The 21542-nt window shown below is 51.4% G+C and carries 19 protein-coding genes; 17 read left to right on the top strand and 2 right to left on the bottom strand.

Features of this window, described 5'->3' with window-relative positions; all coding sequences use genetic code 11:
• Positions 1–12: 12 nt before the first annotated feature.
• Complete coding sequence (locus ACYQ2M_RS01460; protein ID WP_459914531.1) at positions 13–711, top strand: PP-loop family protein; 699 nt, start codon at positions 13–15, stop codon at positions 709–711.
• Positions 708–1517, top strand: a complete 810-nt coding sequence (gene folE2 / locus ACYQ2M_RS01455; protein WP_459914530.1) for a GTP cyclohydrolase FolE2 — start codon at positions 708–710, stop codon at positions 1515–1517. The genes ACYQ2M_RS01460 and folE2 overlap by 4 nt, the downstream gene beginning before the upstream one ends.
• Positions 1518–1995: 478 nt before the next feature.
• Here folE2 and ACYQ2M_RS01450 read toward each other — a convergent pair whose 3' ends face one another.
• Positions 1996–3300: a D-alanyl-D-alanine carboxypeptidase/D-alanyl-D-alanine-endopeptidase gene (locus tag ACYQ2M_RS01450; protein ID WP_459914529.1), complete on the bottom strand. Its 1305-nt coding sequence runs from the start codon at positions 3298–3300 to the stop codon at positions 1996–1998.
• Between the two features lie 160 nt (positions 3301–3460).
• Between ACYQ2M_RS01450 and ACYQ2M_RS01445 the strand changes: the two genes are divergently transcribed.
• The 15 genes from ACYQ2M_RS01445 to ACYQ2M_RS01375 all read left to right on the top strand — a co-directional run bounded on the left by ACYQ2M_RS01445 (position 3461) and on the right by ACYQ2M_RS01375 (position 19838).
• A complete protein-coding gene (locus ACYQ2M_RS01445) occupies positions 3461–4897 on the top strand; it encodes a mannose-1-phosphate guanylyltransferase/mannose-6-phosphate isomerase (protein ID WP_459914528.1) in 1437 nt (478 codons plus the stop codon).
• 3 nt (positions 4898–4900) lie between these two features.
• On the top strand, positions 4901–5443 hold the full coding sequence (locus tag ACYQ2M_RS01440) for a YqgE/AlgH family protein (RefSeq protein ID WP_459914527.1): 543 nt from the start codon (positions 4901–4903) through the stop codon (positions 5441–5443).
• Complete coding sequence (locus ACYQ2M_RS01435) at positions 5440–7752, top strand: dynamin family protein (protein WP_459914526.1); 2313 nt, start codon at positions 5440–5442, stop codon at positions 7750–7752. The genes ACYQ2M_RS01440 and ACYQ2M_RS01435 overlap by 4 nt, the downstream gene beginning before the upstream one ends.
• 170 nt (positions 7753–7922) lie before the next feature.
• Complete coding sequence (locus tag ACYQ2M_RS01430; RefSeq protein WP_459914525.1) at positions 7923–8372, top strand: universal stress protein; 450 nt, start codon at positions 7923–7925, stop codon at positions 8370–8372.
• A 27-nt stretch (positions 8373–8399) separates the two neighbouring features.
• A complete protein-coding gene (locus tag ACYQ2M_RS01425) occupies positions 8400–9221 on the top strand; it encodes a putative molybdenum carrier protein (protein WP_459914524.1) in 822 nt (273 codons plus the stop codon).
• The gene (locus tag ACYQ2M_RS01420; RefSeq protein WP_459914523.1) at positions 9218–10201 is read left to right on the top strand and encodes a rhomboid family intramembrane serine protease; all 984 of its coding nucleotides are present in this window, start codon (positions 9218–9220) and stop codon (positions 10199–10201) included. Before ACYQ2M_RS01425 ends, ACYQ2M_RS01420 begins: the two co-directional genes overlap by 4 nt.
• Entirely contained in the window at positions 10191–12839 is a 2649-nt protein-coding gene (locus ACYQ2M_RS01415) for an intermembrane phospholipid transport protein YdbH family protein (RefSeq protein WP_459914522.1), read from the top strand. The genes ACYQ2M_RS01420 and ACYQ2M_RS01415 overlap by 11 nt, the downstream gene beginning before the upstream one ends.
• Positions 12840–12856: 17 nt before the next feature.
• On the top strand, positions 12857–14527 hold the full coding sequence (locus ACYQ2M_RS01410) for a hypothetical protein (protein WP_459914521.1): 1671 nt from the start codon (positions 12857–12859) through the stop codon (positions 14525–14527).
• Positions 14528–14727: 200 nt separating this feature from the next.
• Positions 14728–14937 (top strand): hypothetical protein, encoded by a 210-nt coding sequence (locus ACYQ2M_RS01405; protein WP_459914520.1) that lies wholly within the window; start codon positions 14728–14730, stop codon positions 14935–14937.
• Positions 14938–15047: 110 nt separating this feature from the next.
• Positions 15048–15419, top strand: coding sequence for a YdbL family probable chaperone protein (locus tag ACYQ2M_RS01400; protein WP_459914519.1), 372 nt, complete (start codon positions 15048–15050; stop codon positions 15417–15419).
• A gap of 432 nt (positions 15420–15851) precedes the next feature.
• Entirely contained in the window at positions 15852–16637 is a 786-nt protein-coding gene (locus ACYQ2M_RS01395; RefSeq protein WP_459914518.1) for a DUF4198 domain-containing protein, read from the top strand.
• 154 nt (positions 16638–16791) lie between these two features.
• Positions 16792–17394: a cobalt transporter CbiM gene (gene cbiM / locus ACYQ2M_RS01390; protein WP_459914517.1), complete on the top strand. Its 603-nt coding sequence runs from the start codon at positions 16792–16794 to the stop codon at positions 17392–17394.
• Between the two features lie 328 nt (positions 17395–17722).
• Entirely contained in the window at positions 17723–18271 is a 549-nt protein-coding gene (locus ACYQ2M_RS01385) for a hypothetical protein (RefSeq protein ID WP_459914516.1), read from the top strand.
• Positions 18264–19016, top strand: coding sequence for a cobalt ECF transporter T component CbiQ (gene cbiQ / locus ACYQ2M_RS01380; RefSeq protein WP_459914515.1), 753 nt, complete (start codon positions 18264–18266; stop codon positions 19014–19016). The genes ACYQ2M_RS01385 and cbiQ overlap by 8 nt, the downstream gene beginning before the upstream one ends.
• 108 nt (positions 19017–19124) lie before the next feature.
• Positions 19125–19838, top strand: coding sequence for an energy-coupling factor ABC transporter ATP-binding protein (locus tag ACYQ2M_RS01375; protein WP_459914514.1), 714 nt, complete (start codon positions 19125–19127; stop codon positions 19836–19838).
• Between the two features lie 85 nt (positions 19839–19923).
• Here ACYQ2M_RS01375 and ahcY read toward each other — a convergent pair whose 3' ends face one another.
• Positions 19924–21369: an adenosylhomocysteinase gene (gene ahcY, locus ACYQ2M_RS01370; RefSeq protein WP_459914513.1), complete on the bottom strand. Its 1446-nt coding sequence runs from the start codon at positions 21367–21369 to the stop codon at positions 19924–19926.
• Between the last annotated feature and the right edge of the window lie 173 nt (positions 21370–21542).

The following is a 21542-nucleotide window of genomic DNA, read 5'->3' as shown; positions in this document are numbered from 1 at the left end:
GTCAATCATCTCATGGGAAAGGCGATACATGACTATGGAATGATCCGCCATGGTGACCGACTCATGGTGGCAGTTTCCGGTGGCAAGGACAGCCTGTTCATGCTCAATTCCCTGGAAAGTTTCAGAAAAAGAGCACCCATCTCCTTTGATCTTGTGCCGGTGCATGTGGATCCCGGGTTTGACAAGGGATTTGCCCGGGAGCTTGAAGCTCTGGTCTCAGGTTTTTCCGGAACGATGATTGTGAGATACACCGACCATGGCCTCCGGGCCCATGGCAGCGAAAATCGGGAAAATCCCTGTTTTTTATGTGCACGCCTGAGACGGTCATCCCTTTTTGAGATGGCACAGGAACAGGGGTGTTCCCGGATTGCATTGGGGCACAACAAGGACGATCTCATTGAAACGCTTTTCATCAATATGTTTTTTTCCGGCCGCATGGGTACCATGGTTCCAAGCCAGCCTTTTTTTGATGGAAAGCTCACGGTTGTCCGACCCCTTGCGTATGTTGAAAAAAAGGATATCGTCCGATTGGCAAAACGGCTGATGTTTCCTGAGTTTATTAACCCCTGTCCCAGTGATGGTCAGTCTAAACGCAGTGAGATAAGAAAGATGCTCCAGGAGATCTACCGGGACAATTCTCATATAAAAGGCAATATTTTCAGGGCCATGGGAAATATTGAAGCAGATTATCTGTTAAAGAAGAGTTTATGATTGATATTCAAAAAATGAGGGATTATCGCAATATCCCCATCGACAAGGTCGGCATTAAGGGACTTCGATATCCCATCAAGGTCAGGGATAAAAAAAGCAGCGGGCTGCAATCCACCATTGCCGAAATAAGCATGTATGTGGATCTTCCCCACCAGTGCAAGGGAACCCACATGAGCCGGTTTGTTCAGATGCTTCATGCCTTCCGTTCCCAGGTATCCCTGGAGTCCATCATGACCATTCTGGAGACCATGAAGACCACCCTTGAAGCCACTTCCTCCCACATTGAAATCACTTTTCCCTATTTCATTGAAAAGCAGTCACCTGTGACGGGCTCCAAAGGATTGATGGACTATACCTGTTCCATCATCGGTTCCTCCCATCCCAATGAAAACAGGGATATGATCTTAAAGGTGGCGGTTCCCATCACTTCAGTGTGTCCCTGTTCCAAGGAAATAAGCGATTTCGGTGCCCACAACCAGAGAGGAGAGGTTTGTGTAAGTACCCGGTTTAAGCGCTTTGTGTGGATTGAAGAAATCATTGAACTGGTGGAACAGGCGGCCTCCTGTGAGGTGTATTCAGTCCTGAAAAGAGAGGATGAAAAGCACGTAACCGAATTTGCCTACAATAACCCTAAATTTGTTGAAGATGTGGTACGGGATGTGGGCAAAGTGCTATTGGAAGATGATAACATTACCTGGTTTTCCGTCAGTGCGGAAAATTTTGAGTCCATCCATAATCACAGTGCCTATGCCTTTATTGAACATGGGGATCCCGGATATCACGGGGTTCTTTCCAGCCCCCTGTAAAGGCGGGGCGGGTATTTTTTGATTTCTCGTTGAATCCGGACAGATGAGAGTCTGGATCAATACATGTCGATGGCTTGCTCATAACATGGTTCAAACGTCACATTTTCCTGGCCGCTGTTGTCAGCTTTGTGTTATTGGCGTTATCAATTTCAATTTATGGGACGTGTTCACAACATGAGTCACGGGCCAACGGGGTCAGGCCATGTGGTATTAGATCCTGAGTTTTTATCAGGCTCTATGTTTTTGACAAGTGCCTGTGCATAAAGAAGATTTTAAGCAAAAGCGTCAATAACGCAAGCCTGATCCCCACCAAGGGTGGCCCATATTGTGACCAAACCCAATGTATGCATATTAAGCTCCCCAACGATAATGCAAACAAGGCAAGCCTGAGCCCCTTGGCCCGCCAAGGATGACGAGTGGCCTAAGTGATGGCCAAAAGCCCTATCTTCGGGTAGTTATTCAGACTGTTATATTGCGTCTAAAGACGTCCATCCCACTCGGCGACCTTTGCCTGCAGCTTTTTCTTGATGTCATCATAGCTCCTTTTTTCCTGGTTCACCATGATGACAAATGGGTAAAGACCGTCCCCCCGACCCTTGAAATATCCGCACAGGGTACGCACCCCCTTTAAGGTGCCTGTTTTGTAATATGTGCCCTGGCTGTATCGCATTACATCGTGGTGGGGCTTAAATGCCTGCAGTATTTTAAGCATGGACCGGGGGGAAATCCGGTTATGCCGTGAAATGCCCGAGCCCTCTTCCATCAAAAAATGGTCAATACCATGGCTGGCGGCATGTGCCATGACCACCTTGACTGCCTTGCTAAGATTTGCCGGAGCCCCTTTTTTTATCAGTCCAAGAGTCAGAAAAAGTTGATTGGCCATGAAGTTGTTGGAGTAATAAAGCAGTTGTGATACCACCTGTTCCAGGTCATGGGGCGAAATCCAGGTGAAAATCAATTCGTCTCTGGTCGCCACCTTCCCGGATGTCACCGTCTGTCCTGTGTGAATGCCTTCCCTTTCCAGAAAATATGCAATTAAATGTCCGGTATACCGGGCCTCTGTGCCCAGGGGCAGTGGGATCCGACCCTGTGTCATCTTGCCAGCCCTTTTGTCAAGGATATCCCGGGCAAAGTCCGTCAGGGGGGTTTCCGGCTCTGCGCTGACCCATATTCCGTTGGGATTTTGAATGTCTTGTGGGGATTTTCTGCATTTTTTTTGGGGGATTTTCCTGTTTTTTTCTTCGCTGTTCCAGGTTTTAAAAGATATTGTGTTGAAATTCGTACAAAGCGCACCCACAGTTGCATCATAGGGATTAAGGGTTTTGGTGGTTCCGGGAATAATGATGTCCTTTTCAAAGGCGGAGGCATCCACTACCAGACCATGGAGTCTAAAGATCTTTTTTGCCTTGAGGATCTTTCCCAGATCTTTGGCCATGTTCTGGATTTCCCGGGAGGTCAACATGGGATCGCCCCATCCTTTGATTTTGAGATTTCCATCATTGTCCAGGAAGAAATCCGTTTTAAAATGAAAGCCGGGTCCCAGAAGATCCAGGGCCGTCAACGATGTGAGTACCTTCAGCGTTGATGCTGGAATAAAGGCAAGGTCTGCATTGTCTTCGTAAATGACATGTCCTGCGGGATCGGCCAGAAGAATTCCCACAGGGGATGGGATTGTTTCCCTGGCCATAGCCGGTTGTTCCAGGCACAGGCTGCAGATACAGACGTAGATCAGAAGGCATAATTTCTCCTGTATCTTCGGGTGAAAAGAGCGGTATTTAGTCATGAATGTCTTGAATAAAAGCATAATGTATATTAAACATGAATCAAGCTTAAAATCAAACCCCTGACTCAGTGCTTCGATTTTTTTGGGGTGTGTGTGCTCAGGTTCTGACTGGGCTTTAATTTGCCAACCCCAATGCTGCGTTGAATGAAAAGGAGAATTTATGATTGTACCAGTCATCCTTGCCGGTGGTTCCGGAACCCGACTGTGGCCCCTGTCCCGGGGGTTGTTTCCCAAACAGCTCATTAACCTCATTGATGAATATTCAATGCTTCAAAACACCCTGTTACGGACCATCGGCATGCCGGAGGTGGCCCCCCCGGTGGTGATATGTAACGAAGACCATCGCTTCATGGCTGCAGAACAGATGAGACGGGTGAAGTGTAAGGGAACCATTCTTCTGGAACCGGTTGGCAGGAATACGGCCCCGGCCATTGCGGCGGCGGCCCTTCATGTGGCCCAACGATATCCCCGGGCCACCCTGCTCATATTACCTGCGGATCATGTAATGGAAAATATTGACGCCTTCCATGGAGCCGTGGCAGCCGGCAAGGCCCTGGCCGATGCCGGGGAACTTGTCACCTTCGGTATTGTGCCCACCGGGCCTGAAACCGGATATGGATATATCAAAAAAGGCGGGTCATTGTCCACAAGACAGGGCGATAAATCCGCCGGGTTTACCCTGGATCGCTTTGTGGAAAAACCGGATCTGGAAACAGCCACTGCCTATGTGGACTCGGGTAATTATCTCTGGAATTCGGGTATGTTCATGTTCCGGGCCGACACTGTGGTGGAACAATTATCCCTTCACGCTCCGGATATGGTCACCGCCTGCCGGGTGGCCCTTGAAAAAGGCGGTGAAGATCTTGATTTTTTCAGGTTGGACAAGGAAGCCTTTGAAACATCCCCATCGGATTCCATTGACTATGCCGTCATGGAAAAGACGGACCACGGCGTGGTGATCCCCCTTGATGCCGGCTGGAACGATGTTGGTTCCTGGGATGCCCTTTGGCAGACTGGGGACCGGGATCAGCATCAGAACGTGCTCAAAGGAGATGTGCTGATCAATGATGTGAAAAACTGTTATCTCAACGCAGAAAGCCGTCTTATAGCAGCCGTGGGCCTTGAAGATCATGTGGTGGTGGAGACCAAGGATGCGGTGCTGGTGGCCCCTCGGAATCGGGTCCAGGAAGTGAAAAAACTGGTGGAAGCCCTGAAACGTCAGGGGCGGTCCGAGGTGACCACCCACCGGGAGGTTTTCCGACCCTGGGGTTCCTACGAGACCATTGATCTGGGCACCCGGTTCCAGGTAAAACGCATCACGGTGAAACCAGGGGCCAAGCTGTCTTTACAGAAACATTTTCACCGGGCCGAACACTGGACGGTGGTATCCGGCACCGCCATTATTACCAAGGGAGAAGAAGAAATTCTGCTCCGGGAAAACGAGTCCGTATATATCCCGCTTGGGTATGTTCACCGCATGGAAAATCCCGGTCGAATTCCCCTGGAGCTCATTGAGGTGCAGTCCGGCAGCTATCTCGGCGAGGATGATATCGTGCGGTTTGACGATATCTATGGCCGGGAAAAGAAAAGGGGGTAAGGCATGTCCCAGTTTCCAGGCTCATTGAAGGGACGTCTGATCATGGCCATGCCGGGCCTGCCGGATCCCAATTTTTCCCAGAGCGTCACCTGTATCTGTGAACACAATGCTTCCGGAGCCCTGGGGTTTATTATTAACCGGGTGCACCCGCTTCTCACCATACGAGAGCTTTTCTCCGACCTGAAAATGCCCCTTGTGGATGATATGGATAAGATGCCCATTTACCTTGGCGGTCCCGTGCAGCCGGGGGCGGTATTTGTGCTGCATGGTGCGCCCTTTGACTGGGAAGGATGCATACCGGTGACCCGGGACATCGGTTTAAGTAATACCAGAGATATCCTCATGGCCATGGGACAGGGCCGGGGGCCTGAACAGGCCATGATTGTTCTGGGGTGTGCGGGTTGGGCACCCATGCAGCTGGATGCGGAAATAATGGAAAATTCCTGGCTGGTGGGAACCTTGTCCTTGGATATTTTATTTAAAACCAGGGTGGAAGCCCGCTGGGAACAGGCCATGATGCACATGGACATGGATTGGGGCGCGTGAACAGGGTATATGAAACAGATCCGGGACCAGAAAAAATCATGACATCTTCCCGGGAAAGCACAAAGGACCATTCTGCCCATGGGGCAATTGTGGATGAGATTATCCACATGGCTGACAATTTGTCGGCACTTTTTGAGCACATGAAAATCATACCCGGCATGTACGACCAACGGGTCGCCTTCCAGCACGGAATCTGTACCCGGGTGCCCCATCAGATCAACTCCGGTCTTGTTCGCATTGCAGTGGTGGGGGCTATAAAATCCGGGAAAAGCACCTGTGTCAATGCCCTTGTGGGCGCGGAGATTTTAAAGAGAGGGGCCGGGGTCATCACCTCCATGGTTACCCGGATACGTCCGGGAACCACCCCCGTGGCCCGGGTGTTTATGAAATCCTGGGATGAGATTAACGAGGCTTTGAGGAGGTCACTGGTTTTGTTTCCGAGGCATCTGATTCCCGTTGAGGGGGTGAGCCCGGAATCCTTTGACCTGAGAAGAAAAAAAGATCGTCAGTTTCTCCGGGCCGTGTCCGTGCAGTTAGGGGGGGGGCAGGGGCTTACTCCCCGGGGGCTGCAGCCTGAATTTGTGCGCATTCGCCAGGCCCTGGATGCCTATGATCGGGTCCGCCATCTGGTGCAGGCCGATCCTGTGACCCTCACCTTTGACGGCGATGATTTTAATGGCCATCACCTGTTCACCGGTGACGGTGCAGCCGCTTTTTTTGCCGATGATGTGCTGCTGGAAACACCCGGCGCTTCCCTGGCCCAGGGAGTGGAACTTGCGGACTGCCAAGGCAGTGATTCCACAGATCCCTGTCATTTGGCCCAGATCCAGGATTATCTGGTTACTGCCAATTTGATCATCTATGTCATCAGCAGTCGCATGGGCTTGCGGGAAGCGGATTTGGTGTTTCTGCACATGATCCAGGAAATGGGGTTGATGGATAACATGATCTTTGTGCTCAATGTGGATCTTGGGGAGCATGGATGTCTGGAGGATCTTAAGGCCCTGGAAAACCAGGTAAAAAATGAGCTGGTATGTGTGCATCCCCAGCCCCGTGTTTATACTATTTCCTGTCTTCATACCCTTTATTGTGCCCTTGGAAATCGCCTTTTACCGGTGGACAGGGAACGTATTCATCTCTGGGAGCAGGTGCCGGGGCTCATGACCCATACCCGGGGGGAGGAAACGCTTTTTTTGACCCATCTGAAACAGAAAATCCAACAAGATCGTTTCTCCCTGATGGTGGAAAACAATATCCAGCGTATGGGGGTTGCCTGTGCCTTTGCGGGAGGTCGGATTCAGATGTTTTTTGATCTATTATCCCGGGATCAGGAGCGGGCCGACCATGCAATGAGGGAACTTAAACGTATGAAAGGGCAGGGGGAAAGCTTAAGAGGTATGGTCCGGAAAACCACCCTGGCCGCAGCAGAAACTCTGGAGACGGAAATCCGTGCCCGGATTCATCGTTTTTTTCATCCACGGAAAGGCGATCCCGGTCGGGGTATCAGATCTTTTATCCAGACCCACCCCATGGACACCGGTAACCGGGATGATGTGCTGGCGGCATCGGGATTCAATCAGGCACTCTACGGCATGTTCCAGGGGTTTCGCACGGATTTGGATTTTTACATGACCCGTCGTTTCAATCCCCTAGTCACGGCCTTTATCAGGGAACAGGAAACATACATGACTGCCCATTTCATGTTTTTGTATGATACCTGTCACATGGATACCCGGACACTTTTAGCAGAACTCACCGCCGGGGACAATGGCCAGGGTGGGGAGGATTGCCCCGAGATATTGCCGAAAAAACAGATGTCACCGGTGGACATTCCCGCCGTAAAGGGGATTCTTGGGCTGGAGCCCCCCCGGGCAAAACTGGCCACGGCCTACAGTGCCCGGATACGCATGGATGCCATGGCCGGTCTGGGTTTGCACTCCCTTGTGGCCATTGTGTCCAGACTTCTGAATAAACCCTTTGCATCTCCTTTTTCCACCGCCTTTGCCAATGGGGCGCGCCGGATTCGAAAGGAGGCTCTGCGCTGCATGACACTTCATTTAAAGAGCTGCAGGGATGCCCTGGAAAGGGACTATTTTTTAAAATTAATCCATGCCGTGTCCCGGGATTTCCAGGAAAAAATGATGGCGGAGTTTGAAGGCGGGTACCTTGAAATGTCCAAGATTGAGGCCCTGGTGACAGCGGATTACACAGAAAAACACCAGCGTCGTCAAGGTCTGGAAGTCATGCTTCAAGATCACCTGCGGATCAGTAGTGCCATGGATGATTTGCATATCCATTATCCCCATTGAGGAGGTTCGTGGGTACTGGGTATTGACTTATTGGATGCTGGGGCGCTTGTGGATTCTGATCAGGCCCTGGTTTTTTGTGGATGGTGATTTTGTCATGACGGGAATTCATGGTATCATGATGTCATGAAGCCCCGGGATGTATCCAAATAAAATGGTCTAAGGAGGTTCCAATGAACATGAAACGTATTCTCTGCTGTGTGGATTTTTCTTCCAATGCCGACAGGGCCTTTGAAACGGCATTGGACCTTACCCAGAAGTATGACGCACAACTTCATTTGCTCCATGTGCTTCCCCCGGTGATAAGCCCCTTGATCACCGACATTGATCTGGTGGTACCGGCGGAATCTTCCACGGTTCTAGTGGAAAAGCTGGCCGATCAGATGATTCACACCTATGGGCAGCGCATTCCGTCGTCAACGGATCATGTGCTCCGGGTTCGGGAGGGCCATGTGTCATCAGAGATACTTCATTATCTTGAATCGGAGAAAATTGATCTGATCATTTTGGGGGCCTACGGGCTTTCGGGTATGGAGCTTGTACTTTTCGGCAGTGTGGCCAAACGCATTGCCCACAAGGCCACCTGCTCGGTGATGATCGTGCGTGATGCGGATACGGCATAACTGTGATGCCATGGGAAGCAGACAACCATGATACGAAAAATTATTTCCGGTGGCCAGACCGGGGCAGATCGTGCGGCCCTGGACACAGCCATCAAATTTAACATGGAGTATGGCGGATGGGTTCCGGCGGGCAGAAAAGCTGAGGACGGGGTGATTCCTCCGGTGTATCACATGGATGAGATGCCAACGGATGACCATGCCCTGCGCACGGAACAAAACATCCGGGATTCCCAGGCCACCGTCATTATTTCAAGGGGGCCCCTTGAAGGCGGATCTCTTCTCACCCGGGAACTGGCCCTGACCCTTAGGAAACCCATTTGTCACATTGATCTTGATGACATGGATGAATTCCAGGCGGCAATGATACTCCAGGCGTTTTTCAGGAGCCATCCCGTTAAGGTTGTTAATGTGGCTGGCCCCCGGGCCAGTCGGGACCCGGGGATTTACTGGTCGGTGAAGGGTATACTGGAGACCCTTATTTTTATGGAAATGATGGAGGAGACCCCAGAATCCATTCCCACCGAAGATACCCTTTTAATGGAGCGCCGTCCCCAGGCACGGTGCGCCACCGTGGAAGAGGCTGTGGCGTTCATTGCCCAGGATTTGAATCTGCGCACCCGGTGCATGGTGGCGGCTATGAATCGCCGGACCATTGCCACATGTTATTTTGCCATGGCCGATGCCATCAAGGTAAAGATGGGGCTGGACAGTGGTAATGATGAGCTTCTTGCCCATTGCGCCCAAAAGGCAGGGATAAAAAAATTGACCCCGGAGGATGCCGCCATGGTGATTTTAAAGGCCCTGAAAGCTCATCTGGAAGTGGATCATGTGTTGCGGGTGGTTACATGATTCCCATCCGTGATACCACCTTGTCCCGCACCGTGCCCGTGGCCACCTGGACCATCATGGGCATCAATGCCCTTGTTTTTTTTGCCCAATTCCAGATGGGGCCGGAGGCCCAGGAGCGCTTTATCTTTGTTTATGGCCTGGTGCCGGCAAAGTTCACCGTTCCAGAAATTTCTGCCTGGTTTTCCATTTCCCATAAGCTTTTTTCCTTTTTCTCTTACATGTTTCTCCATGGCGGATTTTGGCATTTTGTGGGCAATATGTGGTTTCTTTATCTCTTTGGAGATAATGTTGAGGACCATTTGGGAGCCCCTGCCTACATCGGGTTTTACATTGCCGGCGGCATTGCCTCGGCCCTGTGTCATTTTTTGCTTAACCCCATGTCACCTGTGCCCACCATTGGTGCCAGCGGTGCCATTGCCGCGGTGATGGGAGCTTATTTTATCCTGTATCCCCGGGCCAGGATTCTAACCCTGATTCCCATCATCATCATCCCGTGGTTTGTGGAAATTCCGGCTTTTCTGTTCCTGGGATTCTGGTTTGTCATGCAGTTTTTCAATGCCGCCGGTAGCAGCGGCGGTGCCGGTATTGCCTGGTGGGCCCATGTGGGGGGATTTGTGGCCGGGGTGCTCATGATTCGATGGATACCAGGGAGGGGTGCCGCCGGCTCTGATACACAACACAGGGTGCCCCGGATGATGCAGCGCACCACATCGCCCAAACTCCAGGTGATTCATGCCTATCCCATCCCCGGTACCCTGGACCTTGCGGGTACCCTGGAGATCACCACTGTGGAGGCCCTGGCCGGTGCCAGGAAAATTGTCAATATCCCCTGGGGATTTTACAAAAGAATTTACCGGGTCACCGTTCCTGCCGGGGTAAAGTCCGGTGCCCGGCTGCGCCTGGTCGGCATGGGACAGACGTCCGGACCCCATGCCCGGGGGGACATGTATCTTAAGATTGAGATCCGTCATGGGTTTTAAATCAATATTCAAATGGTTTTTTCTCACCTGTGCAGGGTTTTTTATTCTGGCCCTGGTGGTGCTGCCCCTTGTACTGACTCCGCTTACCCAGTGGGGGATTGACAGGCTCATCGCCTCCCGTCCGGGACCGAGTGCCCTGAAAGTCAGTGTCCGGCACATGGGTTTTAGCGGTGTCACCATGGGTCCCATCCGTATTGGCAGCCATGCACTGGCCGATGCGGTGACACTGGATTATCCCCTGTCAGGCCTCCTACAGGGGCGGCCAGGTCCTGTGTGTATCTCCGGGCTTAATGTTAAAAGTATCCTGACAGAGCAGGGCATCCGCTTCCCCGATGTGGAGCTGCTGTTTCCCCGGGACCAGATCCTCCCACCGCCTTCTGTGCAAGGAGGGGAAGGCTTACCCCTCCAGGAGCTGCTGCGCCATTTCCCCTCCCGGGTGGATATAAATCATTCGCGTTTTGCCATGTCATTTAAGGGCAGAAACATTGATATTCCCTTTGATCTGTCTGTGGATGTACCTCCGGAAAAAAAAGATATTTCCCTGGAATTTTATCTGTCTTTACTGGGTCAGACCGTCCATGGCGGAGGGGTATTTAATGCAGCGGGTGGTGTGAAACACCTTGCGATGGCTGCCAGGAACATGGATTTCAGTGCCTTCAACGATCTGTTGCATGCATGGCTTCCCGGGGTGAATCTCGGGGAAAAAGGCGATGTAACCATAACTGGCAAGGGCCCGGGGACGGTTGAGATACGTGTATCCCGTATACGTATTGATGGGCCTTTACCCCTTCGCCTGGGCGAGCTTGTGCTGACGCTGAACCATGGTGGAAAAATGCTTCCCAGGGAAAACCTTTTCCCCATGCACGGGCGATTTTCCTTTCAATTGAATAGAGATCCCATACCACCCCTTTTAGTGGGCGGTGAATTGATGATGGACCGGGAAGGAAACTGGCAGCTCACTGTCATGGACCGCCACCCGGACCATGCAGAACAGTTTTTTCGATACAGAGACATGGAGATCCTTCTGGGCCGGGGGCTTGGATTTCAGATCACTGCCAAGGGCAAATCCCGGGCAGGGCAGATCCAGGTGCACATGGCTGCCCGGGACCTTTTATTTCAGAATATTCCCTTGCCGTTGAGCCTGTCCCGGCTGCTTGTCAACGGTACCGGTCGGTTTGATTTTTCAACCGGGGGCGCCGGGCTTGCCATGAACCTGAAGACAACCCTGGGAGGTCTGAAAGGATCAGGCCCTGAACTGCAGGTGATTTTCCCTGGAGTAAACCTTGGACTTGCCCTTCGTGTGGATAGCCGCGGAGAGCCGAGCATCACCGGTGCCGTAAAGGCGGAAAACGGCAGTTTTGCCCGGTTGGGAACAGCCACTCTGAAGGTATCGGGGATTCATTTGAACTTTCCCTTTTCCTGGCCCCTTAAAACGGCGGTCTCCCTGGGTGCTTTCAGCGGAAAAGATATCTCCTTTAACGGGCATTCCCTGGCTTCCATGGGGGGGGAGATTGCTCAGACCACCCGGGGGATCGGGGTGTCCGGCATGCTAACCTTTCCCTTTTTTGCGCCTGCTGCGCCCCCGGGAGAAACGGTCGGTTCTGTGGCCGTTAATTTTCCCCATGTGAGTTTTACCCTGAACCTGCCCCTTTTATTCCCGTTGTCATCGGCCATGGAGCTGGCATGGGAGATGCCCGGGTTTTCCATCACCCATGGTATGGTCCATAAAACCGGGCTTATGGCCCCGGATACGGGCCTGCCCTTATTTAATGCCACCCTGGCAGCCCGGGGAAAGATGGTGCTGGGAGGGGAAACGCAACACAATCGATTGCAGGTGGATGTAAGCCATGGCAACCTTGCCACAGCGGACAATGCCCTTGAAGTAAACGGTATCAATGCAAGTCTTGTACTTGATGGTCTACCCCTTGTCAGAAGTGCTCCGGGTATGGTGGTGACCATGGATTCCCTGCGGTTTAATAAGATGTTGCTAACGGATGCCCACATTCGGTATACCATTGAATCCCAGACGGATTTTCTTTTGGAAAAAGTGTCTTTTAACTGGTGCGGTGGGGAGGTGACCACGGGGGCCACACGGTTTTCCTCCGGCGTTGATGCCTATCACATGCGTTTATTCTGTCATCGGTTGCGCTTTGCCGATCTTCTGCAGCAGGTTGGATCATTTAAAGCCGTGGGGGAGGGCAGCCTTAATGGTCAGATTCCTGTTTCCTGGGTTAAGGGAGACCTTTCCTTTGACAATGGTTTTCTTTACTCCACCCCGGGTCTGGGGGGGACCATACAGGTGTCCAACACCGAGGTCCTCACCGCTGGCATTCCCGTTAATACCCCCCAGTTTGGTCAGATGGACCTGGCCCGGGAGGCATTGAAAAACTACACCTACAAGTGGGCCCGGGTGGGCTTTAATACCCGGGGAGAGGATCTCATGGTGAAACTGGAATTTGACGGCAGCCCTGAGAACATTCTGCCCTTTGAATATAAAAAGAACATGGGGGGATTTGTCCGGGTGGATGCGGCAAGTCCTGGATCACGGTTCCAGGGAATTAAGCTGGATGTAAACCTGAATCTGCCCTTTAACCGGGTGATGAAGCTTGGTAATCGATTAAATAATCTGTTTCATTAACAAAGGAGGTGCGAAACGTGTTTCGAGTTGTTTTTACGCTATTAATGTTGTGTTGTTATACGCTGTCTCCGGTGTATGGGGCAGATGCGCCCGCTGATCAGAACAATATTGTTGTGTCCGCTGATGAGAAAAGGGCTGATCGCTCCAAAGAGATGCTCACATCCATCATTGAATTGAAAAAAACCCTGGCTGATCGCATCAAGGATAAAAAGAAACAGCTGTCAGACAGCACTTCGGATATGGAAAAGGAAAACCTTAAACAGGAACTGGCCACCCTGGACCGGCAGCTGGACGATGCGGTGGCAGATTTTGAACGTATTGCAACGGGTATTGACATTGATCTGTTCACCGAAAAAAAGGAAGAGACCTTTAACTGGCAAAATGAGCTGCTTTCCCTGGTGGAACCGGGTATCAAAGAGCTGAAGCATTTTACCTTGAAGGCCCGCCAGAAGGCTAAGTTAAAGGAAGATATCCAGACATATGAACGACTGCTGCCCGTTGCCGGGGATGCCCTTAAAAATATTGATGCACAGCTGGCGGAAACAACAGATAAAGGCGTAAAAACAGAACTTAAAGCCCTCCAGCCTGAATGGCAGGGTATTGTGGAGCAGCTGGACAATCGGTTGAAGGTGGCAAGGCTTCAGTTGGACACCATGAAACAGGAAGAGCAATCCCTTATGGAAATGTCTCGTACTTCTGTGCGGGATTTTTTTAAGACCCGGGGACTTTACCTTACGCTGGCCGCAGGGGCCTGTGTCATGGTCCTGCTGCTGCTGCGTCTGTTTTATCGGGTCACCATTAGAACGGTGCCGGGTTTTAAATCCGGGTACCGGCCTTTTTATGCCCGGCTGGTGGATCTTCTGTTCAAGGTTATGGCGGTGCTGTTCAGCCTGATGGCCCTGATTCTGGTGTTCTACCTGGCTGAGGATTGGGTACTTCTCAGTCTTACCATTATTATTCTGCTTGGCCTTGGCTGGGGGGTTAAAAGTACCCTGCCGGGCATGTGGCATCAGAGTCGACTGATGCTCAACATCGGGGCTGTGCGGGAGGGGGAACGCATGGTGCTGGACGGAGTGCCCTGGCTGGTAAAGCGCATCAATGTATTCAGTGAGATTGAAAATCCGGACATGGGCATCAAGCTGCGGGTGCCCATTGAATTTCTTATGGGAAAAACGTCCCGTTCTTTCAAGCCCGAAGAATCCTGGTTTCCCTGTCGTAAGGGGGACTGGGTGATTTTGGGAGACGGTACCCGGGGAAAGGTGACAAGCCTTTCCCACGAAATGGTGGAACTGGTACAGCGGGGGGGCTCCCATAAAATATATCAGACCGGAGATTTTCTGGGCCAGAATCCCCTTAATATTTCCCTTAATTTCAGACTTAAAGTGATGTTCGGCATCGGGTATGAGCACCAGAAAGAGGCAACTTCCACCATTCTGGAGGTGACCCGGACCTATCTTTCCGAGGCCCTTGTAAAAGAGGGTTATGATGCTCATCTTGTAAATCTTAATGTGGAATTCTGCCAGGCCGGTGCATCCTCCCTGGATTTTGTGGTCATCGCCGATTTTGACGGTGAGGCAGCCCCCCTGTATAATCGTTTAAATCGGGCCATCCAGCGCTGGTGTGTGGATGTGTGCACCATAAATGGCTGGAATATACCCTTTCCCCAGGTAACGGTTCACAGAGCTTAGATTTTTATATAACGGGCTGATCGCCTTTGGGTCCGAATGGGCCGGACCGGGTGACCGTTGGGGGCTCTGCTGTCGGTACTTAGAGATAGCCTTTTCATAAAACATACATGGCCGTAACCACCTGCCACAACGAAAATTTAAACTTTTATCATTGCAGTATGTTGGACTGAGTTTCATATAAAAAAAAGGAGACGTGATTCATGAGATGCAGAATGTTTATACCGGGCATCATGCTTTTGGGTCTGGCTGGGGCCCTGACCCCGGGATGCAGTACCCAGCATGAGGTGACCATGGCCCCGGTGGAGGTCAAGCCCATTCATATCACCATTGATGTCAATGTCAAGGTGGACCGGGCCCTGGATAATTTTTTTGATGATATTGATGCGGCAGAGCAGAAGATAAAAAAATAATGTCCGTGAACGATTCTGGACAATAAAAAAATAAAGGCGCATGTTGGATTCCAGGGGCTTACCTGGGATGAAACCCATGTCCTTTTTCTGGTATATTACAGGAGGAAAAAATGGATAAGAAAAAAATGTTTCGCATGGGATTTCTGCTGGCCTGTTTTCTTGTGTTTCTCACGTCGGGTGCATCTGCCGATGATGTAAAAACACGCATGAAAAACAGACTTCCGGAGATTGTAAAATTAAAGGCCCAGGGCCTTGTGGGGGAAACCGCAAAGGGGTACCTTGCCCATGTTACTTCATCGACAGCGGGACGCGATATTGTTGACGCAGAAAATGCAGACCGCAAGTCCGTGTATGCCCTCATTGCAGGTCAGCAGGGAGTCAGCATTGAAAAGGTTGAAACGCTGAGGGCCAGACAGATTGTAGACAATGCCAATGCCGGGGAATTTCTGCAGAAAGCAGATGGTACCTGGTATCGGAAATAAAAAAAGAATTGACATCCCGGATATCCGGGTATACTTACACAGATAAAACCTGAAGGGCAGAAGCCCTGTAATGGATAAAGGGTAGAAGCCCTGTGAGTATTTTTATGTGAAAAAATGGCTACTTGGTTAACGGGAATCCAATTTTTACATGGTATCTATTAAATCGTTTTTCGTTGTTTGTTTAGGCAGGGATCTTAGCCATGATCGTCATAAAAAATACCGGTGGAAACTAAAATCATCGGTCAATTTTCTTCGGAGTTAATCCGGGGATGATATAATGAAATGAAACCACGAAGGTTCTTTGCGATCTCTTGTCTTGATGAGAGTTCCAGGGGGGCCTTGGTGGTTTTTTTGTTTTGGTCAACCAAATTTTGTGACAAAACCCATTTGTTATTATAAACACTGAAATATCAACTTTAAGGAGAGAGAAACATGAATCATCGTTTAATAAAATCCATCTGTGTTGCGGCATTCCTTGTTTTTTCACTGGCCTCTTTTGCCTCAGCTCATTTTGGCATGGTCATCCCGTCGGACAGCATGGTGATGCAGGATGATGACAGAACCCTGAACCTGATGCTCTCCTTTTCCCATCCCTTTGAAGGGCAGGGCATGGAACTTGGGAAACCCGCTTCTTTTTTCATGGTAAAAGAAGGCAAAAAGACCGATCTTCTGGATTCCCTTGCCAATGCCAGTGTTATGGGTCATGCTGCCTGGACCACGCGCTTTCCGGTGAAAAGACCCGGGGCGTATATTTTCTGCATGGAACCGGTACCCTACTGGGAACCTGCCGAGGATTGTTTTATTGTCCATTATACCAAAACAGTGGTTGCCGCCTATGGTCAGGAAGAGGGATGGGACAGCGAGGCTGGTCTGAAAACCGAGATTGTCCCCCTGTCCAAACCCTATGGCCTTTATGCCGGTAATATTTTCCAGGGCATTGTAAAAGTGGATGGTAAAGCCCTCCCCTGGGCCGAGGTGGAGGTGGAGTACTATAACGAGAACAAGAAGGCGGTGGCACCCACGGATTATATGGTGACCCAGACCCTCCACGCCGATGGCAACGGTGTGTTCAGTTATGCGCCTCCGGTTGCCGGGTGGTGGGGGTTTGCAGGGTTGAGCACCTCTGATCAGAAGATGGTCCATGACGGCATTGAAAAAGATATTGAACTGGGTGCAGTTATCTGGGTACAGTTTCTGCCATGGCAGGCAGGAGAATAAACGACCTGCGTGACAACATCGGTCTGCCATCATGATATTGGTGGGTCAGCATGAAAAAATCAGACCCGAGAGATTCATTTCGGCACAGTTGGTGGACCGAAAAATTTTCACGGCTGGGATTCAAGTAAATACAGGCAGCTAAAAAGGAAGAAAGATGCACATTTCAGAAGGTGTTTTGTCCGGCCAGGTCATGGCGGCGGGGGGGGTGCTGGCCTTTGCTGGAACGGCAGTGGGCCTGAAAAAAATTGACTATGACCGCATGGTCCATGTGGCCATTCTTTCCTCGGCTTTTTTTGTGGCGTCCCTGATTCATGTCAACCTCGGACCTTCCAGTGTGCATCTCATCCTCAACGGCATTGTGGGACTTTTGCTGGGATGGGCGGCTTTTCCTGCCATTTTGACAGCCTTGCTTCTCCAGGCGATTTTGTTTCAATATGGCGGGATAACAGCCCTGGGGGTGAATACGGTGATCATGGCCCTGCCAGCGGTGATCTGTTACTATCTGGTTGGACCGCTCACAAATAGAAGTCCGCGATATACATTTATTGCAGCCTTTCTGGCCGGTGCCGGCAGTGTGGGGCTGGCGGCTCTGGGTCTGGGAGCTGCCCTGTATTTTACGGAAAAAAATTTCCTGGAAGTTTCCATGCTGGTGATGACGGCAAATCTGCCGGTGATGATCATTGAAGGCATTGTCACGGGGTTCTGCGTCACCTTTCTTTTAAAGGTGTATCCTGAAATTTTTCCCCGAAGAGATTGAACACCCGGCCGTAACCCCAGCTTTGACTTTTAGGGACTTATCACATCATATCGGTCTGCTGTACCGCCCCCCAAAAAAGTAAGAGGGCGCACCTGTCCAGAATGAAAAGGCAGCCTCCAAGGCAACCTCAGCAGAGCCGTCCCCCCCGATGGGCAATGGAACCGGACAATCGAGCTGTCTACAGTTCCGGTCCGGGCCCATTGCCCGTCGGGGGGGGCGGCGGTATAATACCATTTGGCTCCGCGTCTACGACTCTATATTTGCTGTGTCCGACAGGACATGGCAGTTATATTATTAACCCGAATCTTTACCGGGGAGGATTTGAAAAATGAGAAAAAAAACAATAAATAAAAAAATAGGGCAGTGGGCAGATCCGGTCCTGCCGGGAGGTGCTCTGGGACTTGCCTTGATGGCGGTTGTGTTGATTCTCATGGGTCCCACCCCGGCATGGGCACACAAGGTGTATGTTTTTGCCTGGGTGGAAGCGGGGATGGTGTATACCGAGAGCAGTTTTGGCGATCAACCGGTGCATGGCGGGTCCATAGAGGTTGTGGATACGGACAATCAGGTGGTGCTACGGGGCAACACCGATGACCAGGGAAAATTTAATTTTCCAGTTCCTTCGTCAGTGACCTCGGATCTTTTGATTAAACTGGATGCCACCATGGGCCACCAGGCCCAATGGAAACTGACCCGGTCTGAACTCACCGCAGTGGGGGAAAAGGCAGAGCAACAGCTCAGTGAAGCCATGACAAACAAGGCCCATCTGGAGGCGAAGCCCTCCATGCTGGCCGTGGTCGGCGGTATTGCTGTAATTTTTCTTGTCTGCGGTATTGTCTCGGTTATAAATAAAAAAAGGAAACAAAAGAATGGATGAAACCCTTACCCAGCAAGATTCGTGGATGCACCGCATGGATCCCAGCGTAAGGGTGGTAACCGCAGTGATTGTCTCCTTCAGTGCCGCTTTATGCCATGATGTGAGAATTCTGGGGGGGCATCTGCTGATATCGCTGGTGCTTGTGGGCCTGGCCAAGCTGCCCCCGGGAGCGGTTTTTAAACGCTTAAAGCCCTTGTTCTGGTTTTTGGTGATGATCTGGCTGGTGATGCCCTTTACCCATGAGGGCGAGCCACTGATGTTGCTTGGACCCTTGACCCTCACCCATCCAGGCGTGATGCTGTGCGTGAACATCACCCTTAAGTCCGTGACCATTCTTTTTTATTTCATGTCCCTTGTGGCCACCATGACCGTGGCCACCCTGGGCCAGAGTCTGCATTGCCTTCATGTGCCCGAAAAAATGGTGTTTCTCCTGCTCATGACCTATCGCTATATTGCCGTGATCCAGACGGAGTACCACCGACTGCTGCGGGCTGCAAAATTCCGGGGATTTGTGCCCGGCACCAATATTCATTCCTACCGCACCTATGCCTACCTTGCCGGCATGCTGTTTGTCCGGGCCTCCCGCAGGGCTTCAAGGGTGTATGATGCCATGCGTTGCCGGGGGTTTAACGGTAAATTTCATACCCTTGACACCTTTTCCCCGGGCGTGGTAAATCATCTGTTCCTTACCTTGGTATCCGTGACCGCCCTGGGGCTGGTTCTAACCGAAACCCTGTTGATGTGAATTTTGACGATACGTTTTGGGGGACTGCCCCCCTGGCCCAGGTGTGACCAGGCCCCATAAAATGTCTCTTTAAATGAAAGCGAATAGACTGTGACCCATGATTTGCCTGTGATCCAACTGAAAAATGTCTCCTTTACCTGGCCCGGTGCTGCCGGACCCACCCTTGATGACGTAAACCTCACCGTTGAAAACACCGATCGCATCGGCATCATGGCCCCCAACGGCAGCGGCAAGACCACCTTGTTTCACACCATCATGGGGCTTTGTATCCCCGATACCGGTACCATTGAAGTCCTGGGAAAACCCATGAAAACAGAAAAAGACTTTCAACGGATTCGGTCCCGGGTGGGTCTGCTGTTTCAGGATGCCGATGATCAGCTGTTTAACCCCACGGTGATTGATGATGTCTGTTTTGGGCCTTTAAATCTGGGATTTTCTCCGGAACAGGCCCTGGATCAGGCCAGAGCTGTTCTTGATCGACTGGGAATTACGGCCCTGGAAAATTGCATCACCCATAAATTGTCCGGGGGGCAGAAACGGCTGGTGGCCCTGGCTTCGGTGATGGCCATGGAGCCGGAGCTGCTGCTTCTGGACGAACCCACCGCCGGCCTTGATGTCGGGGTGAAAACCACCCTTGCCGACACCCTGGTTTCCTTAACCATTCCCTACATTGTTATTTCCCATGAGTTTGATTTTATATCCGCTGTGACCAACCGGATTTTTTCCATGGAAAAGGGGCGGATTCTAACCGATGATGAGGTGCATATCCACCAGCATGAGCACATGCATAAACTGGGGAAATACCCCCATAAACATGTGTGAAGTGACAGTAAATAATTCGGCCCGGTGGAGTCAGGCCATAAGCCACGCCTGACTCCTTCTGAATCAGCAAATTCCGAAAGGTGAATTAATACCGATAATGGTCGGGTTTATAGGGCCCCTCCACAGGTACACCGATGTAATCGGCCTGCTGCTGGCTCAGTCGGGTAAGCTTTACCCCCAGTGTTTCCAGGTGCAGGCGCGCCACCTCTTCGTCCAGTTCCTTGGGAAGGGTGTATACTTTTTTCTCCAGATCTTCCTTGGCAAGCTTGATCTGGGCCAGGCACTGGTTGGTGAAACTGTTGCTCATGACAAAGCTGGGGTGGCCGGTGGCGCATCCCAGGTTCACCAGTCGACCTTCTGCCAGTACCACCACGGATTTCCCCGATGAAGCCAGGGTCCACTTGTCCACCTGGGGTTTGATGGTGTTTTTCACGTTCTTCTCATTGCCTTCCAGATGGCTCATCTCAATCTCATTGTCAAAATGTCCGATGTTGCAGATGATGGCCTCGTCTTTCATCATGTCAATGTGTTCGCCCCGGATGACATGGTAGTTTCCCGTGGCCGTGACAAAGAGATCTCCCTGGGGGGCGGCCTCTTCCATGGTCAGGACCTGGAAGCCTTCCATGGCGGCTTGCAGCGCGCAGATGGGATCAATTTCGGTGATAATCACCCGGGCACCATACCCCTTCATGGAGTCGGCACAGCCTTTGCCCACATCACCAAATCCTGCCACCACCACCACCTTGCCCGCCAGCATGATGTCCGTGGCCCGCTTGATGCCGTCAGCCAGGGATTCCCGGCAGCCGTAGAGGTTATCAAATTTGGATTTGGTCACAGAATCGTTGACGTTGATGGCCGGAAATAAAAGTTCCTTCCGGGCCGCCAGATGGTAGAGGCGATGAACACCGGTGGTAGTCTCTTCGGATACGCCCCGGATATTATCAGCTATTCTTGTCCATTTTTCAGGATCATCGGCAAGGCTTTGCTTCAGGCGTTCCATGAGACAGATCTCATCGGCACTGCCGGTGATGTTATCAATCAGGGAGGGATTCTTTTCCACCTTGACGCCCTGGTGGACCATGAGGGTGGCGTCCCCGCCGTCATCCACAATGAGATCCGGGCCGGAGCCGTCGGGCCAGGTCAGCGCCTGTTCCGTACACCACCAGAAGTCCTCAAGGGTTTCCCCTTTCCAGGCAAACACCGCAGCGGAGCCCTTTTCGGCTATGGCGGCGGCGGCGTGGTCCTGGGTGGAGAAAATGTTGCAGGTGGCCCAGCGCAGATCTGCCCCAAGTTCATACAGGGTGTCAATGAGCATGGCCGTTTGTATGGTCATGTGCAGACTGCCCATGATTTTAAAGCCCTTGAGGGGTTTGTCTGCACCATATTTTTTCCGGATGGCCATGAGGCCGGGCATCTCTTTTTCCGATAGCTGCATGTCCTTGTGGCCATGCCCGGCAAGGGATATATCCTTTACCTTGTATTTCAGGCCCGGGTCCAGGGCCATGACTGTTTTTTTCATTGTCTCTTGCATGGGGTTGTTTCCTTATCTTAAATTAAAGGCCACAGCAGGTGAATCTGCCATGGCCGTTTCACTCGATGTTTAAGTCTTTTCTGCCGATTTTGCGAGAACGGGGTCAGGCTTGTGTTATGGGCGTTATCGACCAAAGCCGGAGCGAATCCTAAACGCAACCGATAATGCCCATA

The organism is Desulfocicer niacini, from assembly GCF_054657595.1.
This window is presented reverse-complemented; position numbering and strand designations above follow the sequence as displayed.